Source organism: Silanimonas algicola (assembly GCF_054777375.1).
On sequence record NZ_BAAHAS010000002.1, the window covers coordinates 522,262 to 546,930 of the forward strand.

General features: G+C 69.6%; 24 protein-coding genes, 1 tRNA gene and 1 pseudogene. 14 read left to right on the forward strand and 12 right to left on the reverse strand.

The window, feature by feature from the left end:
* From ppk1 to ACYVAK_RS07640, 4 genes are all read right to left on the reverse strand, one after another.
* Complete coding sequence (gene ppk1, locus ACYVAK_RS07625) at positions 1–2,184, reverse strand: polyphosphate kinase 1 (protein ID WP_461059557.1); 2,184 nt, start codon at positions 2,182–2,184, stop codon at positions 1–3.
* Positions 2,184–3,512 carry a phosphate regulon sensor histidine kinase PhoR gene (gene phoR, locus ACYVAK_RS07630; RefSeq protein WP_461059559.1) on the reverse strand — a complete coding sequence of 443 codons (1,329 nt, stop codon included), beginning with the start codon at positions 3,510–3,512 and terminating at the stop codon, positions 2,184–2,186. The genes ppk1 and phoR overlap by 1 nt, the downstream gene beginning before the upstream one ends.
* A 16-nt stretch (positions 3,513–3,528) precedes the next feature.
* On the reverse strand, positions 3,529–4,218 hold the full coding sequence (phoB, locus tag ACYVAK_RS07635; RefSeq protein WP_297875290.1) for a phosphate regulon transcriptional regulator PhoB: 690 nt from the start codon (positions 4,216–4,218) through the stop codon (positions 3,529–3,531).
* Positions 4,219–4,346: 128 nt separating this feature from the next.
* Positions 4,347–5,936: a M48 family metalloprotease gene (locus ACYVAK_RS07640; protein ID WP_461059562.1), complete on the reverse strand. Its 1,590-nt coding sequence runs from the start codon at positions 5,934–5,936 to the stop codon at positions 4,347–4,349.
* A 128-nt stretch (positions 5,937–6,064) separates the two neighbouring features.
* On the opposite strand from ACYVAK_RS07640, the gene grxC reads away from it, so the two are divergent.
* From grxC to ACYVAK_RS07655, 3 genes are all read left to right on the forward strand, one after another.
* Positions 6,065–6,331: a glutaredoxin 3 gene (gene grxC, locus ACYVAK_RS07645; RefSeq protein ID WP_461059564.1), complete on the forward strand. Its 267-nt coding sequence runs from the start codon at positions 6,065–6,067 to the stop codon at positions 6,329–6,331.
* A 38-nt stretch (positions 6,332–6,369) separates the two neighbouring features.
* Positions 6,370–6,711: a carboxymuconolactone decarboxylase family protein gene (locus ACYVAK_RS07650; RefSeq protein ID WP_461060512.1), complete on the forward strand. Its 342-nt coding sequence runs from the start codon at positions 6,370–6,372 to the stop codon at positions 6,709–6,711.
* Between the two features lie 152 nt (positions 6,712–6,863).
* Positions 6,864–7,874, forward strand: a complete 1,011-nt coding sequence (locus tag ACYVAK_RS07655) for an isocitrate dehydrogenase (RefSeq protein WP_461059566.1) — start codon at positions 6,864–6,866, stop codon at positions 7,872–7,874.
* Between the two features lie 96 nt (positions 7,875–7,970).
* Here the strand turns inward: ACYVAK_RS07655 and ACYVAK_RS07660 are convergent, their stop codons facing one another.
* The 5 genes from ACYVAK_RS07660 to ACYVAK_RS07680 form a co-directional block, all read right to left on the reverse strand.
* Positions 7,971–8,729: a Bax inhibitor-1/YccA family protein gene (locus ACYVAK_RS07660; protein ID WP_461059568.1), complete on the reverse strand. Its 759-nt coding sequence runs from the start codon at positions 8,727–8,729 to the stop codon at positions 7,971–7,973.
* Positions 8,730–8,758: 29 nt separating this feature from the next.
* Entirely contained in the window at positions 8,759–9,427 is a 669-nt protein-coding gene (locus tag ACYVAK_RS07665) for a YoaK family protein (protein WP_461059570.1), read from the reverse strand.
* A complete protein-coding gene (gene thiD / locus ACYVAK_RS07670) occupies positions 9,424–10,227 on the reverse strand; it encodes a bifunctional hydroxymethylpyrimidine kinase/phosphomethylpyrimidine kinase (RefSeq protein ID WP_461059572.1) in 804 nt (267 codons plus the stop codon). Before thiD ends, ACYVAK_RS07665 begins: the two co-directional genes overlap by 4 nt.
* The gene (locus tag ACYVAK_RS07675; protein WP_461059574.1) at positions 10,228–11,625 is read right to left on the reverse strand and encodes a PhoH family protein; all 1,398 of its coding nucleotides are present in this window, start codon (positions 11,623–11,625) and stop codon (positions 10,228–10,230) included.
* A 131-nt stretch (positions 11,626–11,756) separates the two neighbouring features.
* Positions 11,757–12,317 (reverse strand): glycine cleavage system transcriptional repressor, encoded by a 561-nt coding sequence (locus ACYVAK_RS07680; protein ID WP_461059576.1) that lies wholly within the window; start codon positions 12,315–12,317, stop codon positions 11,757–11,759.
* 81 nt (positions 12,318–12,398) lie between these two features.
* Between ACYVAK_RS07680 and dapA the strand changes: the two genes are divergently transcribed.
* Both dapA and ACYVAK_RS07690 read left to right on the forward strand, forming a co-directional pair.
* Positions 12,399–13,307: a 4-hydroxy-tetrahydrodipicolinate synthase gene (gene dapA, locus ACYVAK_RS07685; RefSeq protein ID WP_461059578.1), complete on the forward strand. Its 909-nt coding sequence runs from the start codon at positions 12,399–12,401 to the stop codon at positions 13,305–13,307.
* 16 nt (positions 13,308–13,323) lie between these two features.
* The gene (locus tag ACYVAK_RS07690; RefSeq protein WP_461059580.1) at positions 13,324–13,833 is read left to right on the forward strand and encodes a hypothetical protein; all 510 of its coding nucleotides are present in this window, start codon (positions 13,324–13,326) and stop codon (positions 13,831–13,833) included.
* A gap of 42 nt (positions 13,834–13,875) precedes the next feature.
* On the opposite strand, the gene fdxA is transcribed toward ACYVAK_RS07690, so the two are convergent.
* The gene (gene fdxA / locus ACYVAK_RS07695; RefSeq protein WP_461059582.1) at positions 13,876–14,199 is read right to left on the reverse strand and encodes a ferredoxin FdxA; all 324 of its coding nucleotides are present in this window, start codon (positions 14,197–14,199) and stop codon (positions 13,876–13,878) included.
* Positions 14,200–14,301: 102 nt separating this feature from the next.
* A tRNA-Glu gene (locus ACYVAK_RS07700) sits at positions 14,302–14,377 on the reverse strand.
* A 112-nt stretch (positions 14,378–14,489) separates the two neighbouring features.
* On the opposite strand from ACYVAK_RS07700, the pseudogene pcnB reads away from it, so the two are divergent.
* The 6 genes and pseudogenes from pcnB to pgi all read left to right on the forward strand — a co-directional run.
* Positions 14,490–15,836: pseudogene (gene pcnB, locus ACYVAK_RS07705) on the forward strand (polynucleotide adenylyltransferase PcnB); the annotation flags it as partial.
* On the forward strand, positions 15,833–16,324 hold the full coding sequence (gene folK / locus ACYVAK_RS07710; RefSeq protein ID WP_461059584.1) for a 2-amino-4-hydroxy-6-hydroxymethyldihydropteridine diphosphokinase: 492 nt from the start codon (positions 15,833–15,835) through the stop codon (positions 16,322–16,324). The pseudogene pcnB and the gene folK, both read left to right, overlap by 4 nt.
* A 30-nt stretch (positions 16,325–16,354) precedes the next feature.
* Positions 16,355–17,179, forward strand: coding sequence for a 3-methyl-2-oxobutanoate hydroxymethyltransferase (panB, locus tag ACYVAK_RS07715; RefSeq protein ID WP_461059586.1), 825 nt, complete (start codon positions 16,355–16,357; stop codon positions 17,177–17,179).
* Entirely contained in the window at positions 17,176–18,036 is an 861-nt protein-coding gene (gene panC / locus ACYVAK_RS07720; RefSeq protein WP_461059588.1) for a pantoate--beta-alanine ligase, read from the forward strand. The genes panB and panC overlap by 4 nt, the downstream gene beginning before the upstream one ends.
* 97 nt (positions 18,037–18,133) lie before the next feature.
* Entirely contained in the window at positions 18,134–18,514 is a 381-nt protein-coding gene (gene panD, locus ACYVAK_RS07725; protein ID WP_297866694.1) for an aspartate 1-decarboxylase, read from the forward strand.
* A gap of 14 nt (positions 18,515–18,528) precedes the next feature.
* A complete protein-coding gene (gene pgi / locus ACYVAK_RS07730; RefSeq protein WP_461059591.1) occupies positions 18,529–20,043 on the forward strand; it encodes a glucose-6-phosphate isomerase in 1,515 nt (504 codons plus the stop codon).
* A 45-nt stretch (positions 20,044–20,088) separates the two neighbouring features.
* Here the strand turns inward: pgi and queG are convergent, their stop codons facing one another.
* The gene (queG, locus tag ACYVAK_RS07735) at positions 20,089–21,150 is read right to left on the reverse strand and encodes a tRNA epoxyqueuosine(34) reductase QueG (RefSeq protein WP_461059593.1); all 1,062 of its coding nucleotides are present in this window, start codon (positions 21,148–21,150) and stop codon (positions 20,089–20,091) included.
* A gap of 23 nt (positions 21,151–21,173) precedes the next feature.
* Here queG and ACYVAK_RS07740 point away from each other — a divergent pair, with 23 nt between their 5' ends.
* From ACYVAK_RS07740 to ACYVAK_RS07750, 3 genes are all read left to right on the forward strand, one after another.
* Positions 21,174–22,643 carry an NAD(P)H-hydrate dehydratase gene (locus tag ACYVAK_RS07740; RefSeq protein ID WP_461059595.1) on the forward strand — a complete coding sequence of 490 codons (1,470 nt, stop codon included), beginning with the start codon at positions 21,174–21,176 and terminating at the stop codon, positions 22,641–22,643.
* Entirely contained in the window at positions 22,640–23,134 is a 495-nt protein-coding gene (tsaE, locus tag ACYVAK_RS07745; protein WP_461059597.1) for a tRNA (adenosine(37)-N6)-threonylcarbamoyltransferase complex ATPase subunit type 1 TsaE, read from the forward strand. The genes ACYVAK_RS07740 and tsaE overlap by 4 nt, the downstream gene beginning before the upstream one ends.
* 101 nt (positions 23,135–23,235) lie before the next feature.
* Positions 23,236–24,618, forward strand: coding sequence for an N-acetylmuramoyl-L-alanine amidase (locus tag ACYVAK_RS07750; RefSeq protein WP_461059599.1), 1,383 nt, complete (start codon positions 23,236–23,238; stop codon positions 24,616–24,618).
* Positions 24,619–24,669: the final 51 nt, after the last annotated feature.

A 24,669-nucleotide genomic window follows, 5' to 3' on the forward strand; every position in this document is an offset into this window, starting at 1 on the left:
TCAGTGGCAGAGCTTGGCGAGGAGGGACTGCTGGGCGGAATGCGGCATGTCGTCGCCTTCCACCCTCACGCGCTCGTAGCGGCCGTCGGCCTTCAGCTGCCAGCTCTGCGTGTTGTCGGCAAGGTAGTTGGCCAGCTCCTCGTCGAACACCCGCTTCGCCAGCTTCGGGTCGAGGATGGGGAAGCAGGTTTCGACGCGGCGCAGCAGGTTGCGTTCCATCCAGTCGGCACTGGAGCAGTAGAGCTGCGGGGATTCGTCGTTCTGGAACCAGTACACGCGGCTGTGCTCGAGGAAGCGGCCAACCACCGAGCGCACGCGGATGTTCTCGGAAAGCCCCTTCACCCCGGGGCGCAGGGCGCAGGCGCCGCGCACGATCAGGTCGATCTGCACACCGGCCTGGGAGGCGGCGTACAGCGCGCGGATCACGCCGGCCTCGTTCAGCGCGTTCATCTTGGCGATGATGCGCGCCGGCTTGCCTTCGCGGGCGTGCTGGGCTTCGCGGGCGATCTTCGCCAGCAGGCCACCGTGCAGGGTAAATGGCGAGGTCAGCAGCTGCTTCAGCTTGAACGAGGGCGCGAGGCCGGAGAGCTGCTGGAACAGCGCGTGCACGTCGGCGCCGATCTCCTCGTTGGCCGTCATGAGCCCGATGTCCGTGTAGGTGCGTGCGGTGCCGGCGTGGTAGTTGCCGGTGCCGAGGTGCACGTAACGGCGCAGGCGCTGCCCTTCGCGGCGGACGATCAACATCATCTTCGCATGGGTCTTGTAGCCGACCACGCCGTACAGCACCTGCACCCCGGCCTCCTGCAGGCGGTCGGCAAGGCGAAGGTTGGCCTCTTCGTCGAAGCGGGCGCGGAGTTCCACCACCACCGTCACGTCCTTGCCGTTTCGTGCCGCGGTGATCAGGTGCTCGATGAGCGGTGAATCCTTGCCGACGCGGTAAAGCGTCTGCTTGATCGCCAGCACGTCGGGGTCGTGCGCGGCATGCGCCACGAGGTCGAGCACGGCGTTGAAGGTCTCGTAGGGATGGTGCATCAGCACATCCCGCTCGCGCAGCTGGTCGAAGGGCGCGTCGACGTCGAGGCGCGTGGGCCGCGGCGTGAAGGGCGGCCACTTCAGCTCCGGCCGGTCGACAAGGTCGATGACCTGGATCACGCGGTTCAGGTTCACGGGCCCATTGATCCGGTACACGGCGTTCTCCGGCAGGGAGAAGTTCTGCAGCAGGACCTGAACGATGGCGGTCGGACAGTTCTCGGCGATCTCGAGCCGCACCGCCGGGCGGAACCCGCGGCCGACGAGCTCTTCGCGCACTGCGTGGGCGATGTTCTCGACCTCCTCCTCATCCACCACCAGTTCGGAGTTCCGGGTCACGCGGAACTGCCACGCCCCCTTGACCTTCATGCCGGGGAAGATCTCGTCCACGAAAGCGGTCAGGACGGCCGAGAGCAGCACGAAGTCGTGCGGCGCCCCGGAGATCTCCGGCGGGATGTGGATGATGCGTGGCAGGGAGCGCGGCGCGCGCACGATGGCCATGCCGCCGGCGCGGCCGAAGGCGTCCTTGCCCTCCAGAACGACGACGACGTTGAGGGACTTGTTGAGGATGCGCGGGAACGGGTGCGCGGGGTCGAGGCCGAGCGGCGAAAGCACCGGCATGATCTCGTTCTCGAAGTACTCCCTCAGCCAGCGCTTCTGCCTGGCGCTCCACGAATCGCGCGGCAGGATGCGCACGCCGGCCTCGTTCAACGCCGGGCGGAGGGTGTCGTTCCAGAACTGGTACTGGGCGTCGACGAGGGCGCTCGCCTCGTCGTGGATCTGGTTGAGCAGTGCTCCCGGCGCCACGCCGTCCACCGTGGCGGTCGACCCGAACTGCACGGTAGTGCGCAGCGAAGCGACGCGGATCTCGAAGAACTCGTCGAGGTTGGTGCAGCTGATGCACAGGTAGCGCAGGCGCTCGAGCAGCGGGATCGAAGGGTCCTCGGCCTGGGCCAGCACGCGGCGATTGAACGCCAGCTGGGACAGTTCCCGGCTCAGGAACAACTCGTGGTCGGGAAGTCCCGAGGTGCCGCTGGAAGCGGCGGCGGCGGGCTTGCGGGGCGACTTGGTGGGCACGGGACGGCCTTGGGTGAACCGGACTGGGGATTGGAAACGACATGGCTGCGGCTGGCAAGCCGCGGCGCGCCGCGGCATCAGCCTCCGTCGCTGCCTCGCGCCCGCTCGACGACGGCCTCGGGGCCGAACACGCAGGCGAACACGCTGCCCTTGCCGACCTCGCTGCGGATGTCGAGCCGACCCTGGTGCAGGTTGAGGACGTGCTTGACGATCGAGAGGCCGAGCCCGGTTCCGCCGGTTTCACGGGCCCTGCTGGTGGACACGCGATAGAAGCGCTCGGTCAGCCGCGGCAGGTGCTGGGCCGGAATGCCATAGCCGCTGTCCTGAACCGCCAGGACGACGCCGCCGTCTGCACTGCGCTCGAAGCGGACATCGATGCGGCCATCGACCGGGGTGTAGCGGACGGCGTTCGAGACGAGGTTGGAAAAGGCGCTATGGAGTTCCCGCGTGGACCCGAGCAAGTCGAGCTCGGCATGGTCCTGGACGTCGATCTGGTGCCGCCCGGCGGAGAGCGCCTGGGCCTCGCGCTTCAGCGTCAGCAGCAGCGGCGCCATCGCCACGACCTCCCGGTGCGCCAGTGCCTCCTGCGCTTCGAGTCGCGAAAGGGTCAGCAGGTCCTCGACGAGCTGTGACATCCGCGCCGACTGCTTGCGCATCTCATCGAGCATCGGGCCGAGCTCGGGGTAGTCGTCGGCATCGAGGATGTCGAGGTAGCCGTGGACCACCGTCAGCGGCGTGCGCAGTTCGTGCGAAACGTTGGCCACGAAGTCGCGCCGTAGCTGCTCCAGCCGCAGCAGCTTCGTGACATCGCGGACCACCAGCAGCCACTGCGATGGGGAGTAGGGCAGCAGGCGAAGGCTCAATCGCACATTGGCGTCAAGCGGCGAGGCCTGGTCGAGCAGTGGCTCGTCGGTCTGCCCGGCCTCGAGCCACCCGCGGACGGTCGATTCCGGGAAAACGTTCGCGACCGTGCCCTCCTGGCCCTGCGGGCCGAGCCCGAGCAATTCCCTGGCCTGGCGGTTGCACCAGTCGATCCGTCCGCTGTCGCGGTCGACGAGAAGTACCGCGTCCGGCATCAGCGTGGCGGCACGTCGATAGCCGCGTACCAGGCCCAGCAGGCGCTTCGTCCGCGCTCGACCTTCGTTCTGGCGGCGATGGAGGAGCATCTCGAGGTCGTCCCAGAGGCCACGGCCGTCGATGTCACGCAGGCGGCGGCGTTGGTAGAGGCGGGCCAGCAGGCGATGCAGGCGCCAGTAGTGCCAGCCGAGGATGGCGAAGGCGGAGAGCGCGAGCAGGGGCCAAAGCGCGTCGAGCCAGACGCCGAGCAGGGCCGCTGCGGCGAAGATGGCGAGCAGCCGGGCGACCGACGCGCGCCAGGCTCGACGCAGCAGCGCCCCGACGGTCATGCCGCGAGTGAGCCCGTCACGGCGTTTCCGAGAAACGGTAGCCGCTGCCGCGGACGGTCTGCACCATGCCGTCGAGCTGCTGCGGCTCGAGCGCCTTGCGGAGTCGGCGGATGTGGACGTCCACCGTGCGCTCCTCCACGTACACGTTCCCGCCCCACACGTGGTCGAGGAGCTGCGCGCGCGTGTAGACGCGATCGGCGTGGGTCATGAAGAAGTGCAGCAGGCGGTACTCCGTCGGACCGACGTGGATCGACTCGTCGCCGGCGTACACGCGGTGCGCGGCGCCGTCGATGCGCAGCCGGCCGATCTGCACGCTGCCATCCGCCTCGTCCTCGCGCGAGCGGCGCATGACCGCCTTGATGCGCGCCAGCAGTTCGCGGGCCGAGAACGGCTTCACCACGTAATCGTCGACCCCCGACTCGAGGCCCGACACGCGGTCGTTCTCCTCGCCGCGCGCTGTCAGCATGATGATCGGCACGTCGCGGGTGAGCTCATCCTTGCGCCAGCGCCGGGCGAGGTCGAGGCCCGAGGTGCCGGGCAGCATCCAGTCCAGGAGGATCAGGTCGGGCACGCGCTCGACGATGGCGGTCTGGGCTTCGCGGGCGTCGCCGGCATGCACCGGTTCGTACTCGCCCTTGCGCAAGGCGAAGGCCACCATGTCACGGATGGCGGGCTCGTCGTCGACGATGAGGATGCGCTTCTGCACGGGATGTCCAGGCCATGGGGTCAGGGCGCCAGTAGATAAAACTTTTGTGACGCAACCATGACGACTGAAAGGGAATCGTCACAGCGTCCCCGCGGCTTGTCGAGCCCCGCGGCCTGGTGCTGCGGCATTCACGACCGCTCCCGGCCCTGGTCCTCCGGTCTCAGGCCGACACGCCGCATTTCCAGGACGACCGGCATGATCTCGGCCATCCGCGCTTCCACCCGCGCGCGCTGCACGTAGTCGACATCGTCGCGGTGCTTCAGGCCGTCGAGCTGCCGGAGTGCATCCTCGGCACGGCCGGCGAGGAAGGCGGCCTCGGCATGGGCCTCGGCGGCGCGATTGGCGTCCCCTGCCAGTTCACTGGCGCGCGCGAAGCTGCGCTGCAGCAGCAGATCGTTGCTGGCGGCGCCGAGCAGCGGGCGGAGAAGGGCTTGGGCGCGGCGGCCGGACGAGGTATCGCCGCGCTCGCTCAACGTCTGGGCGTAACTCAGCGTGATTGCCCGGTGCTGCGGGTAGTCGGCCAGGAGGGCCTCGTAGCGGCGGGTGGCTTCCGCGGGGCGGCCGGCCTTGTGCAGCGCCTCCGCCATGGCAAGGCGCAGCCATAGGTTGTCTGGATCGTCGGATGCCAGACGTTCCAGCCGCGCCACCGCATCGCCCGGTTGGCCGGCGCGCAGCAGCGCCAGGGCATGCCCGTAGGCGACCTCGGGGCGCGGGCTGCGGGTCCGGTGCGTGTCGTACTCCGCGAGCGCGTCGCGCGCGGTAGGGGCGGTGAGGACGCGAAGGCGTTCACGGGCCCAGTGGAACTCGCTGGCAAGTGTGCCGGTGGCTTGCGGGGGGCGCAGCCCGATCGGCAGCAGCAGGTGGCCCTCCCCACGGACGGTGGCATTCTGCCAGCGGGCCTGCCTTGCCATGGCGGCAGCCCGGTCGCGGGCTTCGGCGATGCGCGTCGTCGTCACCGGGTGGGTTCGCAGGTACTCCGGAGCCTGCCATCCGCCGGTATTGCCGCGCGATGCCCGCTCCATCCGGCCGAAGAAATCGGCGATGCCGAGCGGGTCGAAGCCGGCCCGCGCGAGCGTCTCGATGCCGATGCGGTCGGCCTCCGACTCGTTGCTTCGGGTGTAGTTGATCTGCATCTGCGCCACCAGCGCCTGCGCACCGACCACCGCAGCCTGCATCGCATCGTCGGAGGAGCGGGAGCTGCTCTGGGAGGCGGCGGCCAGTGCGCCGATCATCGCGAGCATCGTGGGCAGCTGCATCTGCTGCGACTTCTCCGCCGAGCGCAGGACATGGCGCTGCGTCACGTGAGCGACTTCGTGGGCCAGCACCCCAGCCACCTCATCCTCGCGCTCCGCCGTCAGCACCAGGCCCGCGTTCATGCCGATGAGGCCGCCGAGGGTGGCAAAGGCATTGATGCGCCGATCGCGCATCATGAAGAACGTGTAGCCGTGGTCCGGCTCGCCGCTCGAGGCGGCCACCCGGAATCCCAGGCCCTGCAGCCAGCCTTCGACCAGCGGATCGGTCACCAGAAGGTCTTGGCGGCGCAGCTCCCGCATCACCATCGCGCCGTAGCGGGCCTCGTCGGCGGGCGTGATCAGGCTGGCCGCGGACGAGCCCATCTGCGGCAGTGCCTCAGGCCGGGATTGGGCGTCGACGCCCCAGCCCGGGAACAACGCGAGGGCGAGAGCGGCGGGAAGGGCGAGGAGGGGCGGGAGTCGCATCGGGTGAGCATGCCGAATGGGCGGCGGGGGCTGGTGAATCCGCCGTTAAGTCGCTGGCGTGTGTGCTGGAAAAGACCGCGGACGGGCCCCATAGTTCCGCTCCCTGAACCTTCCACGGAGCCACCGAGATGCCGCGCGCCGAGGTCGTGATGTATTCGACCGCCATCTGCCCCTATTGCGTCGCCGCGAAGAACTTCCTCAAGCAGCGGGGCGTCGAGTGGCGCGAAGTGCGCATCGATCTCGACCCGGTCGCCCGCGACGAGATGCTCGCCAGGGCGAAGCGCACCTCCGTGCCGCAGATCTTCATCAATGGCACCCACGTCGGCGGCTTCGACGACATGGTCGCCCTCGACCGCGCCGGTGGTTTGGCGCCCCTTCTGGAGTCCGCCCCGTGAGTGACCGCGTCGCCGAATTCACCGCCTTCCGCAAGCGAATGAACGAGCGCATCCTGGCCGAGGACAACCAGGTCGTCCGCCGATTCTTTGCGCTCGACACGCAGACCTACAAGCCCGGCGCGCTCGACCTGAAGACCAAGGAGATGCTCGGCCTCGTGGCCTCGATGGTGCTGCGCTGCGACGATTGCATCGCCTACCACGTGGCCCAATGCCAGCAGGCCGGCGTCACCCGCGAGGAGTTCTTCGAGGTGTTCTCCGTCGGTCTCGTGGTCGGTGGCTCGATCGTGATCCCGCACCTGCGCCGCGCGGTCGACTTCCTCGACCAGCTCGAGGCCGGCACCGCCGATGCGCCCGGCGCCCACGACCAGTCGCACGGCTGAGGCCGGCCCGGGCGCCGCGTCGCGGCGCCCGGGCGTGGCCGAGAGCCTGAACCAACCCCCGGTTCCTTGACCGCCGTCAGGGGCCGTCGGCCTGCCGCTGCGGCATAATCCGCGCGCCGCCTGCACTGGATCGGGCGAGAAAAGGAAAAGACATGTCTCAGACGATTGCGGTGATCCGCGGGGACGGCATCGGTCCCGAAATCATGGATGCCTCGCTGGGCGTGCTGGACGCGATGAATCTCGGGCTGCGGTACGAGTTCGTCGAGGCCGGCATGTCGGCGATGGAAAAGACCGGCGAGCTGCTGCCTGCCGCCACCCTGGACGCGATCCGCAAGCACCGCATCGCCTTCAAGAGCCCGCTCACCACGCCGGTCGGCGAGGGCTTCACCTCGATCAACGTCGCCCTGCGCAAGACGTTCGACCTCTACGCCAACGTGCGTCCGGCGATCAGCTTCCCGGGCACCAAGGCGCGCTACGAGAACATCGACCTCATCACCGTTCGCGAGAACACCGAGGGGGCCTACATCGGCGAGGGGCAGTCCATCTCGCCTGACGGGGAGACGGCGCTTCTCACGCAGAAAGTGACCCGCAAGGGCTCGGAGCGCATTGTTCGCTACGCCTTCGACCTGGCTCGCCGCATCGGTCGCAAGAAGGTCACCGTGGTTCACAAGGCGAACATCCTGAAGTCCACCTCGGGATTGTTCCTGAAGACCGCCCGCGAAGTGGCGCAGCAGTATCCCGACATCCAGTGCAACGAGATGATCGTGGACAACACCTGCATGCAGCTGGTGATGCGTCCGGAGCAGTTCGACGTCATCGTGACGACGAACCTCTTCGGCGACATCGTGTCCGACCTGTGCGCCGGTCTGGTGGGCGGCCTCGGCCTCGCCCCGGGCGCGAACATCGGCGAGCACGCGGCGATCTTCGAAGCCGTCCATGGCTCGGCGCCGGACATCGCCGGCAAGAACATCGCCAATCCCTGTGCGCTGCTGTTGGCCGCGGGCCAGATGCTCGACCACCTCGGCCACGTCGATCACGCCAACCGCCTGCGGCAGGCTATCCGCGACACGCTGGAAGCCAAGGACGGCGTGACGCCGGACGTCGGAGGCACGGGCACGACGCAGAGCTTCGCGAAGGCCGTCGCGGCGCGCGTCGCCGGCTGATCGCAGGTTCGAAGCAGCCAACGGAAAGGGCGCCGCGAGGCGCCCTTTCCGTTTCCACGATGGCGATGGCCCCGTGGGGAGAAGGGGGCGGAGCGGTCAGTCGTCACCGCGCAGCTTGGCGAGCAGGCGCAGGATCTCCAGATAGAGCCAGATCAACGTGACCATCAGGCCAAAGGCGCCGTACCACTCCATCGACTTCGGTGCGCCAGCGTCCACGCCGCTTTCGATGAAGTCGAAGTCGAGGACGAGGTTCAGCGCGGCGATCACGACCACGAAGGCCGAGAAGCCGATGCCCAGCCAGCCGCTGTCGTGGATGAAGCCGATGCCCTCGAAGCCGAACAGCCGCATGCCGATGTTGACGAGGTAGAGCAGGGCGATCCCGCCCGTGGCGGCGACGACGCCGAGCTTGAAGTTCTCGGTGGCCCGGATCAGGCCCGACTTGTAGGCCAACAGCAGTGACGCCAGGGTGCCGAAGGTGAGGCCGACGGCCTGCATCACGATGCCCGGGAACCGCGCTTCGAAGATCGCCGAGACGGCGCCGAGGAAAAGGCCCTCGACCAGCGCGTAGAGCGGAGCCGTGACGGGCGCCCATTCCTTCTTGAACACGGTGATCAAGGCCAGTACGAAGCCGCCGATGGCCCCGCCCCAGACGTAGGGCATCAGGCCGGGCACGCTCTCCGGGCCGCTGTAGAGGTTCCAGGTGTACGTCGCCGTGATCAGTACCATCGCCAGCAGCAGCGCGGTCTTGTTGACCGTGCCGCTGATCGTCATCGTCTGGCCATCGCGGGTGACGACGCGGCCCGAGCCGACGTCGAGGAAGGTGTTCTCACCGAGAACCGGATTGCCGCTGCGCATGTGCTGCTCCTTGCCGGGGGAATTCCCGGTCAGACCTTGCCCTTGCCGGTGCGGGGGCGCAAGGCGTGGGCGAGCGCCAGTCCCGCCGCGATCAGCGCCGGCAGGACGAGGATCCCAGGCCCGAGCCAGCGCATTCCCCCGGCGCCCACCAGGGCGCCGCACGAGAATCCGCCGATCACCAGCAGGCAGACGGCGATTCGCTTCCGTTGCACGGGCAGGCCGCGTAGGGCGTGGCCGATGTAGATCGCGAGGTCGGTGAACATGCCGCTGAGGTGCGAGGTGCGCATCACCGCCCCACTGAACGTCGTGGCCATCGCGTTCTGCAGGCCAACGGCGCTGGCCAGCAGGTAGTAGGCGGCCGGCTCGCGCCAGAGGAAGGCCTGGGTGGCGGCGAGCACGAGCAGGGCCTCGATCCACAACGCGACGCTGTAGCGCCGGCCTAGGCGCAGATGCTCGTCGCGGATCAGCCAGCCGCTGAACACCGCCCCGGCGCAGAACGCCGCGAGGATGCCAAGCAGGTGCAGCGCGCTGTCCCACCGTCCGAAGCCGGCATGCCCGGCAATGAGCGTGGTGGTGCCGGTGAGATGGGTGACGGCCTCGGCACCGAACGAGAGCAGGCCCACCGCGTTCATCAGGCCGGCCGCGAAGCTCAAGGCTCCGCCGGCGACCCACACCCATCGCGGCAGTTGATCGATCACGGCCGGCGGAACCGCCAGAAGTGGTCGAGCACCACCACGTCCGCACGGCCGGGCCGGTAGCCGGCGGCCAGCGCGCCGGCGATGTACTCGGTGCCCAGGCGGCAGGCCTGCAGCGGCGTCTCCCCCAAGGCCAGGTTCGCGGCGATGGCGGAGGCCAGCGTGCAGCCGGTGCCGTGGCCTTCGAGGGGCAGTCGCCGGCTGCGGAAGCCGGCGCGCAGCACGCCGCTGCCGAAGCGGTCGATGACCTCGGCTTCCGCGAGGTGACCGCCCTTCAGAAGGACGCCGTCGGAACCGAGTCCAAGCAGCTCGGCGAGTGCGGCATCGGCGTCGGCGCCCGGGGCGATGCGACGCGCCAGCAGCAGCTCCGCTTCGGGCAGGTTGGGCGTCAGCACCGTCGCCATCGGCAGCAGCCGCGTGCGCAGCGCGTCGAGGGCGTCATCGGCCAGCAGCTTGGCGCCGCTGGTGGCGACCATTACCGGGTCCACCACGAGGGCGGTCGGCGTCCAGCGTTCCAGCGAATCGGCCACCGCGTGGATGATCTCGGCCGAGGCGAGCATGCCGAGCTTCACCGCGCGCACGTCGAAGTCCTCGAAGCAGGCGTCGATCTGTGCACGCAGGAAGCCGGCGTCGGGCACATGCACGGCGGTCACGCCACGCGTGTGCTGCGCGGTCAGGGCGGCGAGGGCGGAGAGCCCGTGGACGCCGTGGGCGGCGAAGGCCTTGAGGTCGGCCTGGATGCCTGCGCCACCGCCGCTGTCGGAGCCGGCGATGGTCAGGGCCGAGAGGAGGCGTTCGTGCACTCAAAGCACCTCGGAGGCGTAGTCGGCCAGGCGCGAGCGCTCGCCGCGGCGCAGGGTCACGTGGGCGCTGTGCGCCCAGCTCTTGAAGCGGTCGACGGCGTAGGTGAGGCCGGAGGTGGTCTCGGTGAGGTAGGGCGTGTCGATCTGCTCGACGTTGCCCATGCAGATGATCTTGGTGCCGGGGCCGGCGCGCGTGATCAGGGTCTTGATCTGCTTCGGCGTGAGGTTCTGTGCCTCGTCCACGATCACCCAGCGGTTGAGGAAGGTGCGCCCGCGCATGAAGTTCATCGAGCGGATCTTGATGCGCGAGGCGAGCAGGTCGTTGGTGGCGCCGCGGCCCCAGCTGCCGTGGTCCTCGGCGTGCGTGAGCACCTCGAGGTTGTCGGTGAGCGCGCCCATCCACGGCGTCATCTTCTCCTCCTCGGTGCCGGGCAGGAAGCCGATGTCCTCGCCGACGCTCACCGTCGCACGGGTCATGATGATCTCGCGGTAGCGCTGTACGTCCATCGTCTGCGCAAGGCCTGCCGCCAGCGCCAGAAGGGTCTTGCCGGTGCCCGCGGTGCCGAGCAGGGTGACGAAGTCGATCTCCGGGTCCATCAGGGCGTTGAGGGCGAAGTTCTGTTCGCGGTTGCGGGCGTTGATGCCCCAGACCTGGTGGTTCGCCGAGCGGAAGTCCTCGACGATCTGCAGCACCGCGCGATCGCCGTCCAGCTTGGCCACCTTGAGCTCCACGTCCTCCTCGCCGGGCAGGTAGAGGTACTGGTTGGGGTACCAGCCGTCCTCCGGCATCGCCTTGATCTCGTAGAAGGTGCGGCCTCGCTCGGTCCAGCTGCGCAGGCTGTCGCCGTGGCGCCTCCAGAAGTCCTCGGGCAGGGGCGTGGCGCCGGTGTAGAGCAGATTGAAATCGTCGAGCGCCCGGTCGTTCTCGTAGTCTTCGGCGATGACGCCGACGATGCTTGCCTTGATGCGCAGGTTGATGTCCTTCGACACCAGGACCACCGGGGTGCCCGGGTTGTCGAAGCGCAGCGCGAGGATCGAACCGAGGATCTGGTTGTCCGGCAGCACCGTGCCGAATCCCTTGCTGATATCGACCGGCTTGGTCTGGAACAGCAAGCGGCCGAGTCCGCCGGTCTCACGCAGCTGCAGTTCGTTAGGGCGCTTCAGGGAAATCCCGCCCTCGATGCCACGGTTGCCGTGGGCCACCACCAGCTCGTTGAGGAAGCGGCTGACCTGGCGGGCGTTGCGGGCCGATTCCGTCTGGCCCTTCTTGTTGTTGTCGAGCTCCTCCAACACCATCATCGGCAGGAACACGTCGTGCTCCTCGAACTTGAACAGCGCCGTCGGGTCGTGCATCAGCACGTTGGTGTCGAGCACGTAGATGCGCTTGCTCTGCGTCATGGAAGCTCCTCGGGGCGGGGGTGCGGCAAAGAAAAAGCCGCCATCACGCGGGGCGTCATGGCGGCTGGAAGTCGGCGTGCGGTGGTCACGCGGCGCGAAGTCGCATCGATGGCGGCATGGAGTCGTCGGCCTCAGAACTTCATCGGGTCCATGATGGCGTCGAGGTTCAGGTCGTCGCAGAAGGCGAGGAAGTCGTCGCGCAGCGCCGCGATATGCATGCTGGCCGGGACGCCGATGGTGACGTGGGCCGAGAACATGTCGGCGCCGGTCTGCATGGCGCGATAGCGCGAGCACTGCAGGTTCTCGACCGTGATGCCCTGGCGGTCGAAGAAGTCGGCGAGTTGGTACAGGATGCCGGGGCGGTCGGAGGCGACCACTTCGACGATGTACGGGATCAGGTTGGACTGCACGGGCTTCGGGCCCGTGCGGTACCAATGGATCTTCATGCCGTCGTCGCGCTCCATGCGGCCGAGCATGGCTTCGAGCTTGGCCACCGCATCCCAGGAGCCGACGGCAAGCGCCGTCACCGAGACGTCGCGGCCCACGGTCGACAGGCGGGCGTCCGCGAGGTTGCATCCCGAGTCGGCGATGCGGCGGCTGACGGCGAGGAGCGGGGAGTCCGGATGGGTCGAGTACGCGCTGATGAGCAGCAGGTTTTCGTTCGACGTCGGACGGGGCGAAGGGTCACTCATCGTCCGCAGCATACTTGCCGCCTTCTTCGCGCCGCAAGTAACATTCTGCCTGTCTCCGCCGACCACCCCACGAGCCCCGACTTGCGACTGTCCGGCAGCATCACCGCCCTTGCCACCCCGTTTTCCGCGGACGGGACTCTGGATCTCGATGCCTGGGAGCGGATGCTGGAGAAACAGGTCGTTTCGGGGACGGCGGCCGTGGTGGTTGCCGGCTCCACCGGCGAAGCGGCGGCCCTGACGGACGCCGAGTACGACACCCTGCTGGTGGAAGCGGTTCGCGTCGTCGCCGGAAGGGTCGGCGTGATCGCCGGCACCGGCCTCTCCAACACCGCGAAAACCATCGCGCAGACCCGCCGCGCCGCCGAACTCGGCGCACAGGCGGCTCTGGTCGTCACGCCGCCGTACGTACGCCCCACGCAGGCGGGGCTCGTGGCGCACTACCGGGCAGTGGCCGCGCAAGGCGGCCTGCCGGTGATCCTCTACAACGTTCCGGGCCGCACCGGCGTCGACATGGCGCCGGAAACGGTGGCCGAACTGGCGGGCGTCGATGGGATCGTCGGCTTGAAGGAGGCGCGTGGTGACGCCCAGCGCTGGTCCGCGCTTGCGCCGTTGGCGGCCCCGGGCTTCGCGCTGCTGTCCGGCGACGATCCGACCTTCGTTGACGCGATGGGCTTCGGCGCCGTCGGCGTTGTTTCGGTGGCATCCAACGTCGTGCCAGCCAGCTTCGCTGCGATCACCGCCGCTCTTCGTGGCGGCGCTGTAGAAAGGGCCGTGATTCAGGATGCCGGACTGCGGCCGCTCTACGATTTCCTCGGGTGTGCGCCGAACCCCATTCCGCTGAAGGCGCTGCTGAAGGCGCAAGGCTTCGGCGCCGACCTGCGCCTGCCACTGCTTCCGCTCGATGCACCACATGCCGCCTCGCTGCCGGCGATGCTGTCCCTCGTCGAGCGCGCCGAGGCTGAAGCGCTGGCCGCGATTCGTGCCGCCTGATTTCCTGGAGATGCCTATGCCCCTGTCCACGCTGAAGCGTCCGCTCGTCCTCGCCGTCCTGGCGACCACGGCGGCCGTCACCCTTTCCGGATGCTCGTTCTTCCGAGGCAAGGAGGCGCCCTACCGCGAGAGTCGCGAGAGCCGTCCGCTGGAAGTGCCGCCTGATCTCGTCCTGCCTTCGTCGAGTGCCGCCCTCCAGATCCCGCCTGCCGCATCGGCCGCAGCCGCTCCCGGCGAGGCCCCGCCCGCAGCCTTCGGTGCGGCAGCGGCGTTCGAGATCGGCGACACGCTGGAGAATGCCTTCCGTCGCGTGGGTCTTGCGCTTGCGCGCATCGACGATGTCAAGGCGACGCCGGTGGCTGCGCTGAATAGCTACGAGGTGGCGTTCAGCGGCGAAAGCTTCCTCGTCCGCCTTGCAGCACGCGGCGAGTCGGTCCGTGTCGACGCCATCAGTCCGGAGGGTATGCCCGTGACGGACGGCGCCGCGGCTCAGCTGCTCGGCGCGTTGCAGTTGCGCCTGCAGTAACGGCCCCGGGATGTCGGCGCGCGCCCGCAGGGGGCGCGCCATTCAGCGTTGCAGCAACGGGAGCTTGCCCGGCTTGCCGTCCCACTCGGTGGCGTCGGGCAGGGGGTCCTTGCGCGTGGTGATCACCGGCCACTGGGCGGCGAGTTCCTTGTTCAGCGCGATCAGGCTTTCCTGGCCCGCCGGGACGTCGTCCTCCGGATAGATCGCCTTGGCAGGGCATTCCGGCTCGCAAAGCGTGCAGTCGATGCATTCATCCGGGTCGATCACGAGGAAGTTCGGTCCCTCGTGGAAGCAGTCGACCGGGCAGACCTCGACACAGTCGGTGTACTTGCACTTGATGCAGTTCTCGGTAACGACGAAGGGCATGGCGTTGGCGACGTGAGGTAGGCGGATAGGGTACCGCCGCGTTGAGAACGATGGCGTGGACCCGGAAAAGACGAGGCCCGGCGTAGCCGGGCCTCGTGGAATTGGCGCTCCCTACGGGATTCGAACCCGTGTTTTAGCCTTGAGAGGGCCACGTCCTAGGCCTCTAGACGAAGGGAGCATTGGTTGGTTCGCGTCCTGCGAGTTGGGTAGGATACCGGATTCGCTTTGTCTACTCCAGCCTCCCGGCGCCTCATCTGGAACTCCTCCGCCCCATGTCCGAACCCGTCGCGCCCCTGGTGATTCCCCGCGAGGCCCATCCGATCTCGCGCAGGAACATCAGCTCCGCTGCCCTCAAGGTGCTGTACGGGCTCCGCGATGCCGGTTTCAAGGGCTACCTGGTCGGCGGCGCCGTGCGCGACCTCCTCGCCGGCCGGCAACCGAAGGATTTCGACGTCGCCACCGACGCGACGCCCGAGCAGGTGCGCGATGTGTTCCGGAACTGCCGGCTGATCGGCCGCCGCTTCCGGCTGGCGCATGTGGTCTACGGACGCGAGATCATCGAGGTGGCGACGTTCCGCGCCAACGACGACGATGGCAGTGGCGACCGCGAGACCGAAGACGGCGGGCGCGTGGTTCGCGACAACGTCTACGGCACCATCGAGGACGATGCGGTGCGTCGGGACTTCACCGCCAACGCGCTCTACTACGCCATCGAGGACTTCTCGGTGCGTGACTACGTGGGCGGCTACGAGGACGTCCTCGCGCGACGTTTGAAGCTGATCGGCGATCCGGAGACGCGCTACCGCGAGGACCCCGTGCGCATGCTGCGCGCGGTGCGCTTGGCAGCGAAGCTTGGGTTCACCATCGACGATAGCGCGTCCGGCCCGATGCCTGCGCTGGCGCCCCTGATCGCTGGCGCGGCGCCGGCGCGCCTTTTCGACGAGTCGCTGAAACTCTTCCTCGCCGGCCACGGCGAGGCCAGTTTCCTCGGCCTCGAAACGCATCGCCTGCTCCAAGCACTGCTGCCGGAGACGGCGGAGGCGTTGCGGACCAACCGCAGCGGCATGCTGCGTTCGATGGTGCTGGACGGGCTGCGCAGCACCGATCGGCGCATCGCGGAAGACAAGCCTGTGACTCCCGCTTTCCTCTACGCCGTCCTTCTCTGGCCGGCGTACTGCCGCGAGCTCGCGCGCCTCCAGGCGCAGGGCTTGGATCCGGCGGTGGCGCAGCAGCGCGCCGCGGACCGGGTCACGATCCACCAGGCGCAGCGTATCGCGCTTCCGCGGCGGTTCTTCGTGCCGATGCAGGAGATCTGGATGCTGCAGCCGCGCTTCGGGCTTCGGCAGAAGAAGCGGGTGTTCCGCACGCTGGCCCATCCGCGCTTCCGTGCCGCGTTCGATTTCCTCGAGCTGCGTGCCAAGGGGGCTCCTGAGCTCGCCGCCGACCTGCTGTTCTGGCGAGACGCGCAGCTCCAGGCCCCGGAGGCGCTGGTCGCGTCCTTCGACCAGGGCGCCGCTGACGATGCGGGCGGCCATGAGTTGCCGATCGATGGCGCGTCGGACGACGGCGGCCCGCGTCGTCGCCGTCGTCGTCGGCCTCGCCGTTCCGGCGGTCAGGGGGGCGGCGCACCGGCATGAGCGTCAGGCGGGCCTGGGTGGGCCTCGGGGGCAATGTCGGCGATGTGCCGGCAACGTTCGCCTCCGCACTTGCCGACTTGGCGTCGCGCGATGGCATCCGCGTCGTCCGGGTCTCGGCGCTTTACCGCACACCGGCTTGGGGCGTGACCGACCAGCCCGACTTCGTCAACGCGGTCGCCGAGCTGGCCTCGGTGCGTCGTCCTGATGATCTTCTGTCCGCCCTGCAGGGCATCGAGCGCGCGAATGGGCGCGACCGCACCCGTGAGCAGCGCTGGGGGCCGAGGACACTCGATCTCGACCTGTTGGCGATGGATGGCGTCAGTCTCGATACGCCGGACCTGCAATTGCCTCATCCGCGCCTGTCGGAGCGCGCTTTCGTCCTCGTGCCATGGGCCGAGATCGCGCCCGACGTCGTCCTGCCCGGGCTCGGCCGCATCGACGCGTTGGCCGCTGCGCTGGATCGCTCGGGCATCGAGGCGATACCTTAGGCGCCCGATCGCGACCGGCTTCCGCCCCGCATGTACGCCTCCGACGCGCCCCCGCCGCGCCCACCCGTCACCGTCCCCGAACTGCGCCGCCTGAAGTCCGCCGGCGTGCCGATCGTGGCGATGACGGCCTACGACGCCGGTTTCGCTGCGGTGCTCGACGGCGAGGGCGTCGACCTGGTGTTGGTGGGCGATTCGCTGGGCATGGTGGTGCAGGGCGAATCCAGCACCTTGCCGGTCACCGTCGACCAGATCGTCTACCACTCCCGCGCCGTGGCCCGCGGGCTGCGCGGCGCCCTGCTGGTGGCCGACATGCCCTTCGGTGCCGATGCCACGCCGGAGCGCGCCTTCGATGCCGGTCTCCGGATGCTCAAGGAAGGCGAGGCCGGGATGGTCAAGATCGAGGGAGCAGGGGTGAAGCTCGACGCCATCCGCTTCCTCGTCGAGCGCGAGATCCCGGTCTGCGCCCATCTCGGCCTGACGCCGCAGTCGGTGCTGCGCCTTGGCGGCTACAAGGTGCAGGGCCGCGAAGCTGCGGCCGCCGAGCAGCTCAAGCGCGACGCGCTGGCGGTCCAAGCCGCGGGCGCCAGTGCGCTGGTGCTTGAATGCGTGCCGTCTGCGCTGGCCGAGAGCATCACGCGCGAGCTGGCGATCCCGACCATCGGCATTGGCGCGGGCGCCGCCTGCGACGGGCAGATCCTGGTGCTGCACGACCTGCTGGGCGTGAGCGCCGGCCGCCGGCCGCGCTTCGTGAAGAATTTCCTCGCCGACGGCGGCTCGGTGCAGGGCGCCGTCCGCGCCTACGCCGAGGCCGTGCGTTCGCGCACTTTCCCTGCGACCGAGCACGCCTACGCATGATCCGCACCGTCCGCACCGTCGCCGAACTGCGCGCCCATCTCGCCGGCTGGCGCGACCAGGGGCATCGCATCGCGCTGGTGCCCACCATGGGCAACCTGCATGCCGGTCACCATTCGTTGATCGAATTGGCGAAGCAGAACGCCGACAAGGTCGTCGCCAGCGTGTTCGTGAACCCCACGCAGTTCGGCCCGAACGAGGACTTCTCGCGCTACCCGCGCACGCCGGAGGCCGATGCCGCCGGCCTCGCGCAGGCGGGCTGCGACCTGCTGTTCCTGCCGTCCGTCGAGACCATGTACCCGCTGGGCGCCGAAGCCGCCGTGCGCATCCGCGTGCCTGGCGTCGCCGACGTGCTCGAGGGGGCGCATCGCCCCGGCCATTTCGACGGCGTTGCCACGGTGGTGGCGCGCCTTTTCAACATGGTGCATCCGGACGTGGCCCTGTTCGGCCGCAAGGACTACCAGCAGTTGCAGGTGATCAAGCACATGGCGAAGGACCTCGCCTTCGCCATCGACATCGTGCCGGGACCGACCGTGCGCGAGCCCGATGGCCTGGCGATGAGCTCGCGCAACCAGTACCTGTCGGAAGACGAGCGTCGCGTGGCCGTGGAGATCATCCGCAACCTGCGGACGATGCGCGAGCAGGCCGCGCAAGGGCTGCCGACGGCAGGCCTGGAGCAGGAAGCGCTCGAGCGCCTCACCGCGGCCGGCTTCGAGGTCGACTACGTGGCCATCCGCCGCGCCGACCTGTCGATCCCGAGCAGCGGTGGCGAGCCAGGCCTGCTGGGGCTGGTGGCAGCCCGGCTCGGCCGGACGCGCCTGATCGACAACCTCGATTTCGACGGCGTCGACGCCCGCTGAACGGCGCTTCGGCGACGCTGCCCGCACGGGTGGGTTCGATTGCGGGCTCCACCCCTCGCCCCTACACTCCGCGCCTTCACGCCTCCGGACCGCCCCCATGCAGCTCACCCTGCTGAAAGCCAAGATCCACCGCGCCTCCGTCACCCACGCCGAGCTGCACTACGAAGGCTCGTGCGCCATCGACGGCCGCCTGCTCGACGTCTCGGGCATCCGCGAGTACGAGCAGGTGCACATCTTCAACATCAACAACGGCGCGCGCTTCGTCACCTACGCCATCCGCGGCGAAGAGGGCAGCGGCGTGATCTCGGTGAACGGCGCCGCCGCGCACCTCGCCGGCCCGGGCGACCTCGTGATCATCTGCGCCTACGGCCAGCTCGACGAGGCGGAAGCGGCGAAGTTCAAGCCGACACTGGTCTACGTCGACCGCCAGAACCGCCTCACCCACACCAACCACAGCATCCCGGCGCAGGCCGCCTGAGCACTGGACGACGAATGCACTCGATCGCGGCGCGTCTGGCACACCTGAGGGCCCACGGCGCCCGCCTCGCGGGCCATTCGTTGAAGCAGCTCATCGCGCAGGAACCCGATCGCGCGGCGCGCATGGCCCTGAAGGTCGACGGTCTCTACGCGAACTTCGCGCGCCAGCACGTCGATGCCGAAGCGCTGGACGCGCTGCTGGCGGTGGCCCGGGCCAGCGGCATGGGCGCGGCCATCCGTGAGCTCCTGCACGGCGCCTCGGTGAACCGCTCGGAAGGCCGTCCCGCGCTGCACAGCGCGCTGCGCACGGCGTTCGATGCCCCGGTCGCCTCCGGCGCGGCGCAAGAAGCCAACGCCGCCCGCCAGCGCATGGCCGACATGGCGCAAGCCCTGCGCGCCAGCGGCGTGACCGACATCATCAACGTCGGCATCGGTGGCTCCGACCTCGGGCCGCGCCTCGCCCTCGATGCGCTGAAGGATTTCGGCGACGGGCGCTTCGCCATCCATTTCCTCAGCAATGTCGACGCCCACGCGGCGACCCGCCTGCTGGCCGGGCTCGATCCGGCGAAGACCGCCGCCATCCTCGTCTCGAAGAGCTTCGGTACGCAGGAGACGCTGCTCAACGGCCAGCTGATCCGCGAATGGCTCGGCGGCGGCGAGCGCCTGTATGCGGTGAGCGCCAACGTGCCCAAGGCGGAAGCCTTCGGCATCCATCCCTCTCGCGTGCTGCCGATGTGGGATTGGGTGGGCGGCCGCTATTCGCTGTGGTCGGCGGTCGGCTTCTCGGTACTGCTCGCCCTCGGCGAGGACGGCTTCGCGCAGATGCTGGCCGGTGCCGAGGCGATGGACCGGCATTTCCTCGACGCGCCGGCGGAATCGAACCTCCCGCTGTGGCACGCGCTCTTCGCGGTGTGGAACCGCAACGCCGAGGGCCACGCCGCGCACGCGGTGCTGCCTTACGACGAACGCCTGCGGCTGCTGCCGGCCTACCTGCAGCAGCTGGTCATGGAATCGCTGGGCAAGCGGGTCGACCACGACGGCGCCGCCATCGAGCACGACACCGTCCCCGTGCTATGGGGCGGGGCGGGCACCGACAGCCAGCACAGCTTCTTCCAGGCCCTGCACCAGGGCACGCAGGTGGTGCCGGCGGATTTCATCGGCGTCGTCCAGCCGGACCACGCGCACGCCGCGCAGCATCGCGTGCTGTTGTCGCACCTGCTGGCGCAGGTCGAGGCGTTGGCGAATGGCGACGAGGGCGATCGCCCGCAGCGGCATTTCCCGGGCAACCGGCCGAGCACGCTGGTCCTGCTCGACCGTCTGACGCCGCGGAGCTTCGGTGCGCTGATCGCGCTCTACGAGCACAGCGTCTACGCGCAATCGGTGCTCTGGGGCATCAACGCGTTCGACCAGTTCGGCGTGGAGCTTGGCAAGACGCTGGCCGGTGGCCTGCTGCCGGTGCTCGAGGGCGGGGCCGAAGCGCAGGACCCGATCAGCGCGGCGCTGGCCGCGGAGATCCTGTCTCGCGGTTGAGGCGGAGGGACGTCGCCCGTTCTTGATGCGGGCGCGCGCCGCGGCTCAAGTCCGCGCTTTCGCGGCTTGCTCGGCCAGTGCCCACGCGACGTGCTCGCGAACCACCTCTGACGGGTGTGCGGCACGGGCACGCAGCGCATCGACGACGTCGGGGGCGTAGGGCGCATTGCCCAGCGCGACGGCGATGTTCCGCAGCCAGCCGACGTGGCCGGTGCGCCGGATCGCCGAGCCTTCGGTCCGCTGGAGGAAGTCGTCTTCCTCCCACGCGAACAGGCCCAGCAGCGAGGCGGTGTCGAGGCCGTTGCGGGGCTCGAAGTCGGGCAGGGCGTGGCGCGTCGCGAACTTGTTCCAGGGGCAGACGAGCTGGCAGTCGTCGCAGCCGAAGATGCGGTTCCCCATCGGCTTGCGGAACTCCAGGGGAATCGCCCCGGGGTTCTCGATGGTCAGGTAGCTGATACAGCGCCGCGCGTCGAGCACGTTCGGGGCGACGATGGCCTGCGTGGGGCAGACGTCGATGCAGCGCGTACACGTGCCGCAGTGTTCCGTCGCCGGTTCGTCGACGGGCAGCGGCAGGTCGGTGTAGAGCTCGCCGAGGAAGAACCAGCTGCCGGCCTTGGTGTTGATCACGCAGGTGTTCTTGCCGATCCAGCCCAGGCCCGCGTCGCGCGCCAGCGCGCGTTCCAGCACCGGGGCGGAGTCGACGAAGGCGCGGTAGCCGAAGGGACCGACGACCTCGGCGATGCGGTCGGCCAGCTTCTGCAGTCGCGCGCGCAGAACCTTGTGGTAGTCGCGGCCGAGTGCGTAGCGCGCGACGTAGGCGCGGGTGCCATCGGCCAGCGTGTCCCAGCAGGCCGCATCGTCGTCGACGCCGTAATCCATGCGCACGCTGATCACGCGCAGCGTGCCGGGCACCAGCTCGGCGGGGCGGCTGCGCTTCGTCCCATGGGTGGCCATCCAATCCATCGCGGCGTGGTGGCCGTCGGCCAGCCAGCGCTCGAGGTGGGCTTCGTCGCGGGCGAGCGTGCCGGCGCTGATGCCGGCCTGCTGGAAGCCGAGCGCTTCGGCCCAGCGCTTGATGTCGGCGGCGAGCGCGGCCCAGTCGTGCATGGCGCGAAGTATAGAATCGGCGCATGCCCCATGCCCTGCCGCTGTACCGCGCCGACGCCGTGCGCGCCATCGAGCGCGCGGCCTTCGCGCGCGGTGTCGACGCCCTCGGGTTGATGACGCAGGCCGGCGAGGCTGCGGCCGCGCTGCTGCGCCAGCGTTGGCCCGACGCGCGCCGGGTGGGCGTGCTGTGCGGCAGCGGCAACAACGGCGGCGATGGCTACGTCGCGGCGCTGGCCCTGCACCACGCGGGGCTCGACGTGGCCTTGGTCGCCTGCGCGGAGCCTCGCACGCCCGCCGCTCGGGCCGCCGCGGAACGCTGGCAGGCCACCGGGCAGGGCGTGCGGGATCCCGCGTCGCCCTTGCCCGAGGTGGATGCATGGATCGATGGTCTGTTCGGCATCGGCCTGTCGCGGGCGCCGGAGCCCACCTTCGCTGCGCTTATGCAGGCCGTCGGTGCGCAGCGACGCCCGGTACTCGCGCTCGACGTGCCCTCGGGCATCGATGCCGACCGCGGCAGCGCGCCGGGCGTGGTGCTGCCGGCCACGACCACGTTGTGCTTCATCGCTGCAAAGCCCGGGCTGTTCACCGCGCAAGGCCGCGAGGCCGCAGGCGACGTGGTCGTCGAGCCGCTCGGCCTCGATGTCGAGACCCTCGCGGCCGCGGCGTCCGTCGGTGCGCCCGCCGCTTGGGCGGTGCGTGCGGCGGCGCTGGCCGTCGCGCTGCCGCGACGTCGCGTCGACAGCCACAAGGGCCACCACGGCCGGGTGCTGTGCCTGGGCGGGGGCCACGGCATGGCCGGGGCCCTCGTGCTCTGCGCGGAAGCCGCCGCGCGCGGCGGGGCCGGGTGGGTGGAGGCGCTTTCCCAGCCGGAGACCGTGCTGGCCTTGACCGTCCGCCGGCCCGAAGTGATGGCGGCGGTGATGCCCGAGGGCGAGGCGCTCGGCGCGCGGCTGGCCGCCGCGGATGTGCTGGCGGTCGGCCCCGGGCTGGGGCAGGGCGCTTGGGGGCGCAGGGTGTTCGACGTGGCCTTGGCATCGGGCCGTCCGCTGGTGCTGGACGCGGATGCCCTGAACCTGTTGGCGGAGGCCCCGCGCGCCGTGCCCGGCGCCGTGCTCACGCCGCATCCCGGCGAAGCCGCGCGCCTGCTGGGGTGCCGAACCACCGACGTGCAGGCCGATCGTTTCGCGGCCGTCGTGGCGTTGGTCGCGCGCTTCGAGGCGGCCGTGGTGCTCAAGGGGGCCGGGACGCTGGTGGCCGCCCCGGGGGAAACCCCGCGCCTCATCGATGCCGGCCATCCCGGCATGGCGTCGGCAGGCATGGGCGACGCGCTGACGGGCCTCGTCGCGGCGCTTCGCGCCCAGGGCCTGCCGGCCTTCGAGGCGGCGTGGGTGGGGGCGTTGACGCACTCGGCGGCGGCCGATGCCGTCCCTCGTCGGCGCGGCCTGCTGGCCAGCGACGTCATCGCGGCCTTCGACGCGGCGTTGGCGACATGACGTCCCTGCTCCTCGCCGACGCCGAGGCGACGGTGGCCTTGGGTGCCCGACTGGCCGCGACCCGGCCGTCCCGCGCGGTGGTGCATCTCCACGGCGACCTCGGCGCGGGCAAGTCCACGCTGGCCCGGGCCCTGCTGCGCGCTTTGGGGGTCACGGGCACGATCCGAAGCCCCACCTACACCCTCATCGAGCGCTACGGTCTGAACGACGGCGAAGCGGCCCATCTCGACCTCTACCGGCTGGCGGATGCGGGCGAATTGGATTTCCTCGGGCTCGACGAACTGCAGGACGCGGCCGCCCTGTGGCTGGTGGAGTGGCCGGAGCGCGGCGGAGCGACGTTGCCCGCCCCGGACCTCGCCATCCATCTCGTCGTCGACGGGCGTGGCCGCCGAGCCGTCTTTGTGCCCAAGAGCGCGACAGGACGGGCGTGGCTCGGGCGCCTGGAGTCGGCCCTCGACGGTCCGGCAGCCGGCTCCGTCCCCGTCACTTAGGGGTGGTTCATCAGGGAGCGTCGCAGGAATGGGCTGCAGGCTACGGATTGCAAAGGAAAAACATCTTGCAAAGCTCGAGGCTCAGTGCTTGAATCGCGCCCATGTCGCGTGCGCCCGCCATCAACCTGACCCGTTGGCTGCATCTGGCCCTCCTGGTGGCAGGCTTGGGTTATGCCGCGTTCGCCCATTCGGCCGTCGAGGTTGGGCAGCTGCGCCTCAGCGCCGGCGAGGCGAGCACCCGCGCCGAACTCCATCTGGATGGCGCGCCCGGCGATTACCGTCTTTTCAGTTTGGCCAATCCCGACCGGCTGGTGCTTGACCTTCCCGGCGCCGCCTTGGCCGACGGATTCCGTCCACCCGCGCCGAACGGGCGTGTCATCGGTGTGCGCACGGGGTCCCCGGAAGCGGGCAAATTGCGCATCGTGTTCGATCTCGCCGGCGTCGTGCGCCCGCGCACGCGTGTCGAGGGCAGCGGCCGGGATTCGCGTCTCGTGCTGGAAATGTTTCGCGATGATTCCGGCGCGGCGGCCATTTCCACCCCCGCGGCCGCGCCGGCCGCGAATGCCGGGGCAGCGCCTGCGGCGGCCGCCCCGTCACCCGTGTCCGGCACGCGTGAGCTGTTGATCGCGATCGATGCCGGCCATGGGGGCCGCGACCCGGGGGCCATCGGCGGCGGCGGGACCTACGAGAAGACCGTCACACTGAAGGTCGCACGCGAGCTTGCCGCGGAGATCGATCGCCATCCGGGCATGCGAGCGCTGCTGATCCGCGACAGCGACGTGTTCATCCCGCTTGGCGAGCGCTACCAGCGCGCCAGGGATGCGCAGGCGGATCTGTTCATCTCCATCCACGCCGATGCCGCGCAGAGCCGTCAAGCCAGCGGTGCGTCGGTGTTCGTGCTGTCGACGCGAGGCGCCTCCAGCGAAGCGGCGCGCTTCCTCGCCGACCGCGAGAACAACGCCGACCTCGTCGGCGGCGTGAGCCTCGAGGACAAGGACCGCAGCCTCGCCGCCGTCCTGCTCGACCTCTCCCAGAGCGCGACGATGCGCGTCTCGGACGAGGCCGCGAACCACGTGCTCGATGAACTGCGCAGCGTCGGCAAGACGCACAAGCCGCAAGTCGAACGCGCCAATTTCTGGGTGCTGCGCTCGCCCGACGTCCCCTCCATGTTGGTGGAGACGGGTTTCATCACCAACGCCGCCGACGAGCGGAAGCTCAACGACGCCAACTTCCGCCGCCGCCTCGCCGAGGTCATTGCGCGGGGCGTCGGGGACTACTTCGGCTCGCAGCCGCCGCCGGGTACGTGGTTCGCCGCGAACCCGTCACGCGGGGCGCGGCAGCACGTCGTCGCGCGCGGGGAGACGCTTGGACTCATCGCGGCGCGGCACGGCATCTCGCTGAGCCAACTCCGCAGCGCCAACGACAAGCGCGACGACGTCGTGCGCGTCGGCGAGCGCCTGCGCATCCCCGCTGCGCCCGAGTAATCCGCACGCGGCGCGCCATGCGCCCCCGGTATCATCGCGCTCCATCCCTGC

Coding starts and splice junctions, on each gene's coding strand:
- ACYVAK_RS07640 (WP_461059562.1), bottom strand. CDS start 5,936: ATGCGACTCCCGCCCCTCCTCGCCCTTCCCGCCGCTCTCGCCCTCGCG.
- ACYVAK_RS07690 (WP_461059580.1), top strand. CDS start 13,324: ATGCCCCTGTCCACGCTGAAGCGTCCGCTCGTCCTCGCCGTCCTGGCG.
- panD (WP_297866694.1), top strand. CDS start 18,134: ATGCAGCTCACCCTGCTGAAAGCCAAGATCCACCGCGCCTCCGTCACC.
- ACYVAK_RS07675 (WP_461059574.1), bottom strand. CDS start 11,625: ATGACGCAGAGCAAGCGCATCTACGTGCTCGACACCAACGTGCTGATG.
- tsaE (WP_461059597.1), top strand. CDS start 22,640: ATGACGTCCCTGCTCCTCGCCGACGCCGAGGCGACGGTGGCCTTGGGT.
- panB (WP_461059586.1), top strand. CDS start 16,355: ATGTACGCCTCCGACGCGCCCCCGCCGCGCCCACCCGTCACCGTCCCC.
- ACYVAK_RS07750 (WP_461059599.1), top strand. CDS start 23,236: ATGTCGCGTGCGCCCGCCATCAACCTGACCCGTTGGCTGCATCTGGCC.
- ACYVAK_RS07655 (WP_461059566.1), top strand. CDS start 6,864: ATGTCTCAGACGATTGCGGTGATCCGCGGGGACGGCATCGGTCCCGAA.
- ppk1 (WP_461059557.1), bottom strand. CDS start 2,184: ATGCCGCGGCGCGCCGCGGCTTGCCAGCCGCAGCCATGTCGTTTCCAA.
- ACYVAK_RS07660 (WP_461059568.1), bottom strand. CDS start 8,729: ATGCGCAGCGGCAATCCGGTTCTCGGTGAGAACACCTTCCTCGACGTC.
- folK (WP_461059584.1), top strand. CDS start 15,833: ATGAGCGTCAGGCGGGCCTGGGTGGGCCTCGGGGGCAATGTCGGCGAT.
- grxC (WP_461059564.1), top strand. CDS start 6,065: ATGCCGCGCGCCGAGGTCGTGATGTATTCGACCGCCATCTGCCCCTAT.
- fdxA (WP_461059582.1), bottom strand. CDS start 14,199: ATGCCCTTCGTCGTTACCGAGAACTGCATCAAGTGCAAGTACACCGAC.
- ACYVAK_RS07740 (WP_461059595.1), top strand. CDS start 21,174: ATGCCCCATGCCCTGCCGCTGTACCGCGCCGACGCCGTGCGCGCCATC.
- pgi (WP_461059591.1), top strand. CDS start 18,529: ATGCACTCGATCGCGGCGCGTCTGGCACACCTGAGGGCCCACGGCGCC.
- panC (WP_461059588.1), top strand. CDS start 17,176: ATGATCCGCACCGTCCGCACCGTCGCCGAACTGCGCGCCCATCTCGCC.
- queG (WP_461059593.1), bottom strand. CDS start 21,150: ATGCACGACTGGGCCGCGCTCGCCGCCGACATCAAGCGCTGGGCCGAA.
- ACYVAK_RS07650 (WP_461060512.1), top strand. CDS start 6,370: ATGAACGAGCGCATCCTGGCCGAGGACAACCAGGTCGTCCGCCGATTC.
- phoR (WP_461059559.1), bottom strand. CDS start 3,512: ATGACCGTCGGGGCGCTGCTGCGTCGAGCCTGGCGCGCGTCGGTCGCC.
- ACYVAK_RS07680 (WP_461059576.1), bottom strand. CDS start 12,317: ATGAGTGACCCTTCGCCCCGTCCGACGTCGAACGAAAACCTGCTGCTC.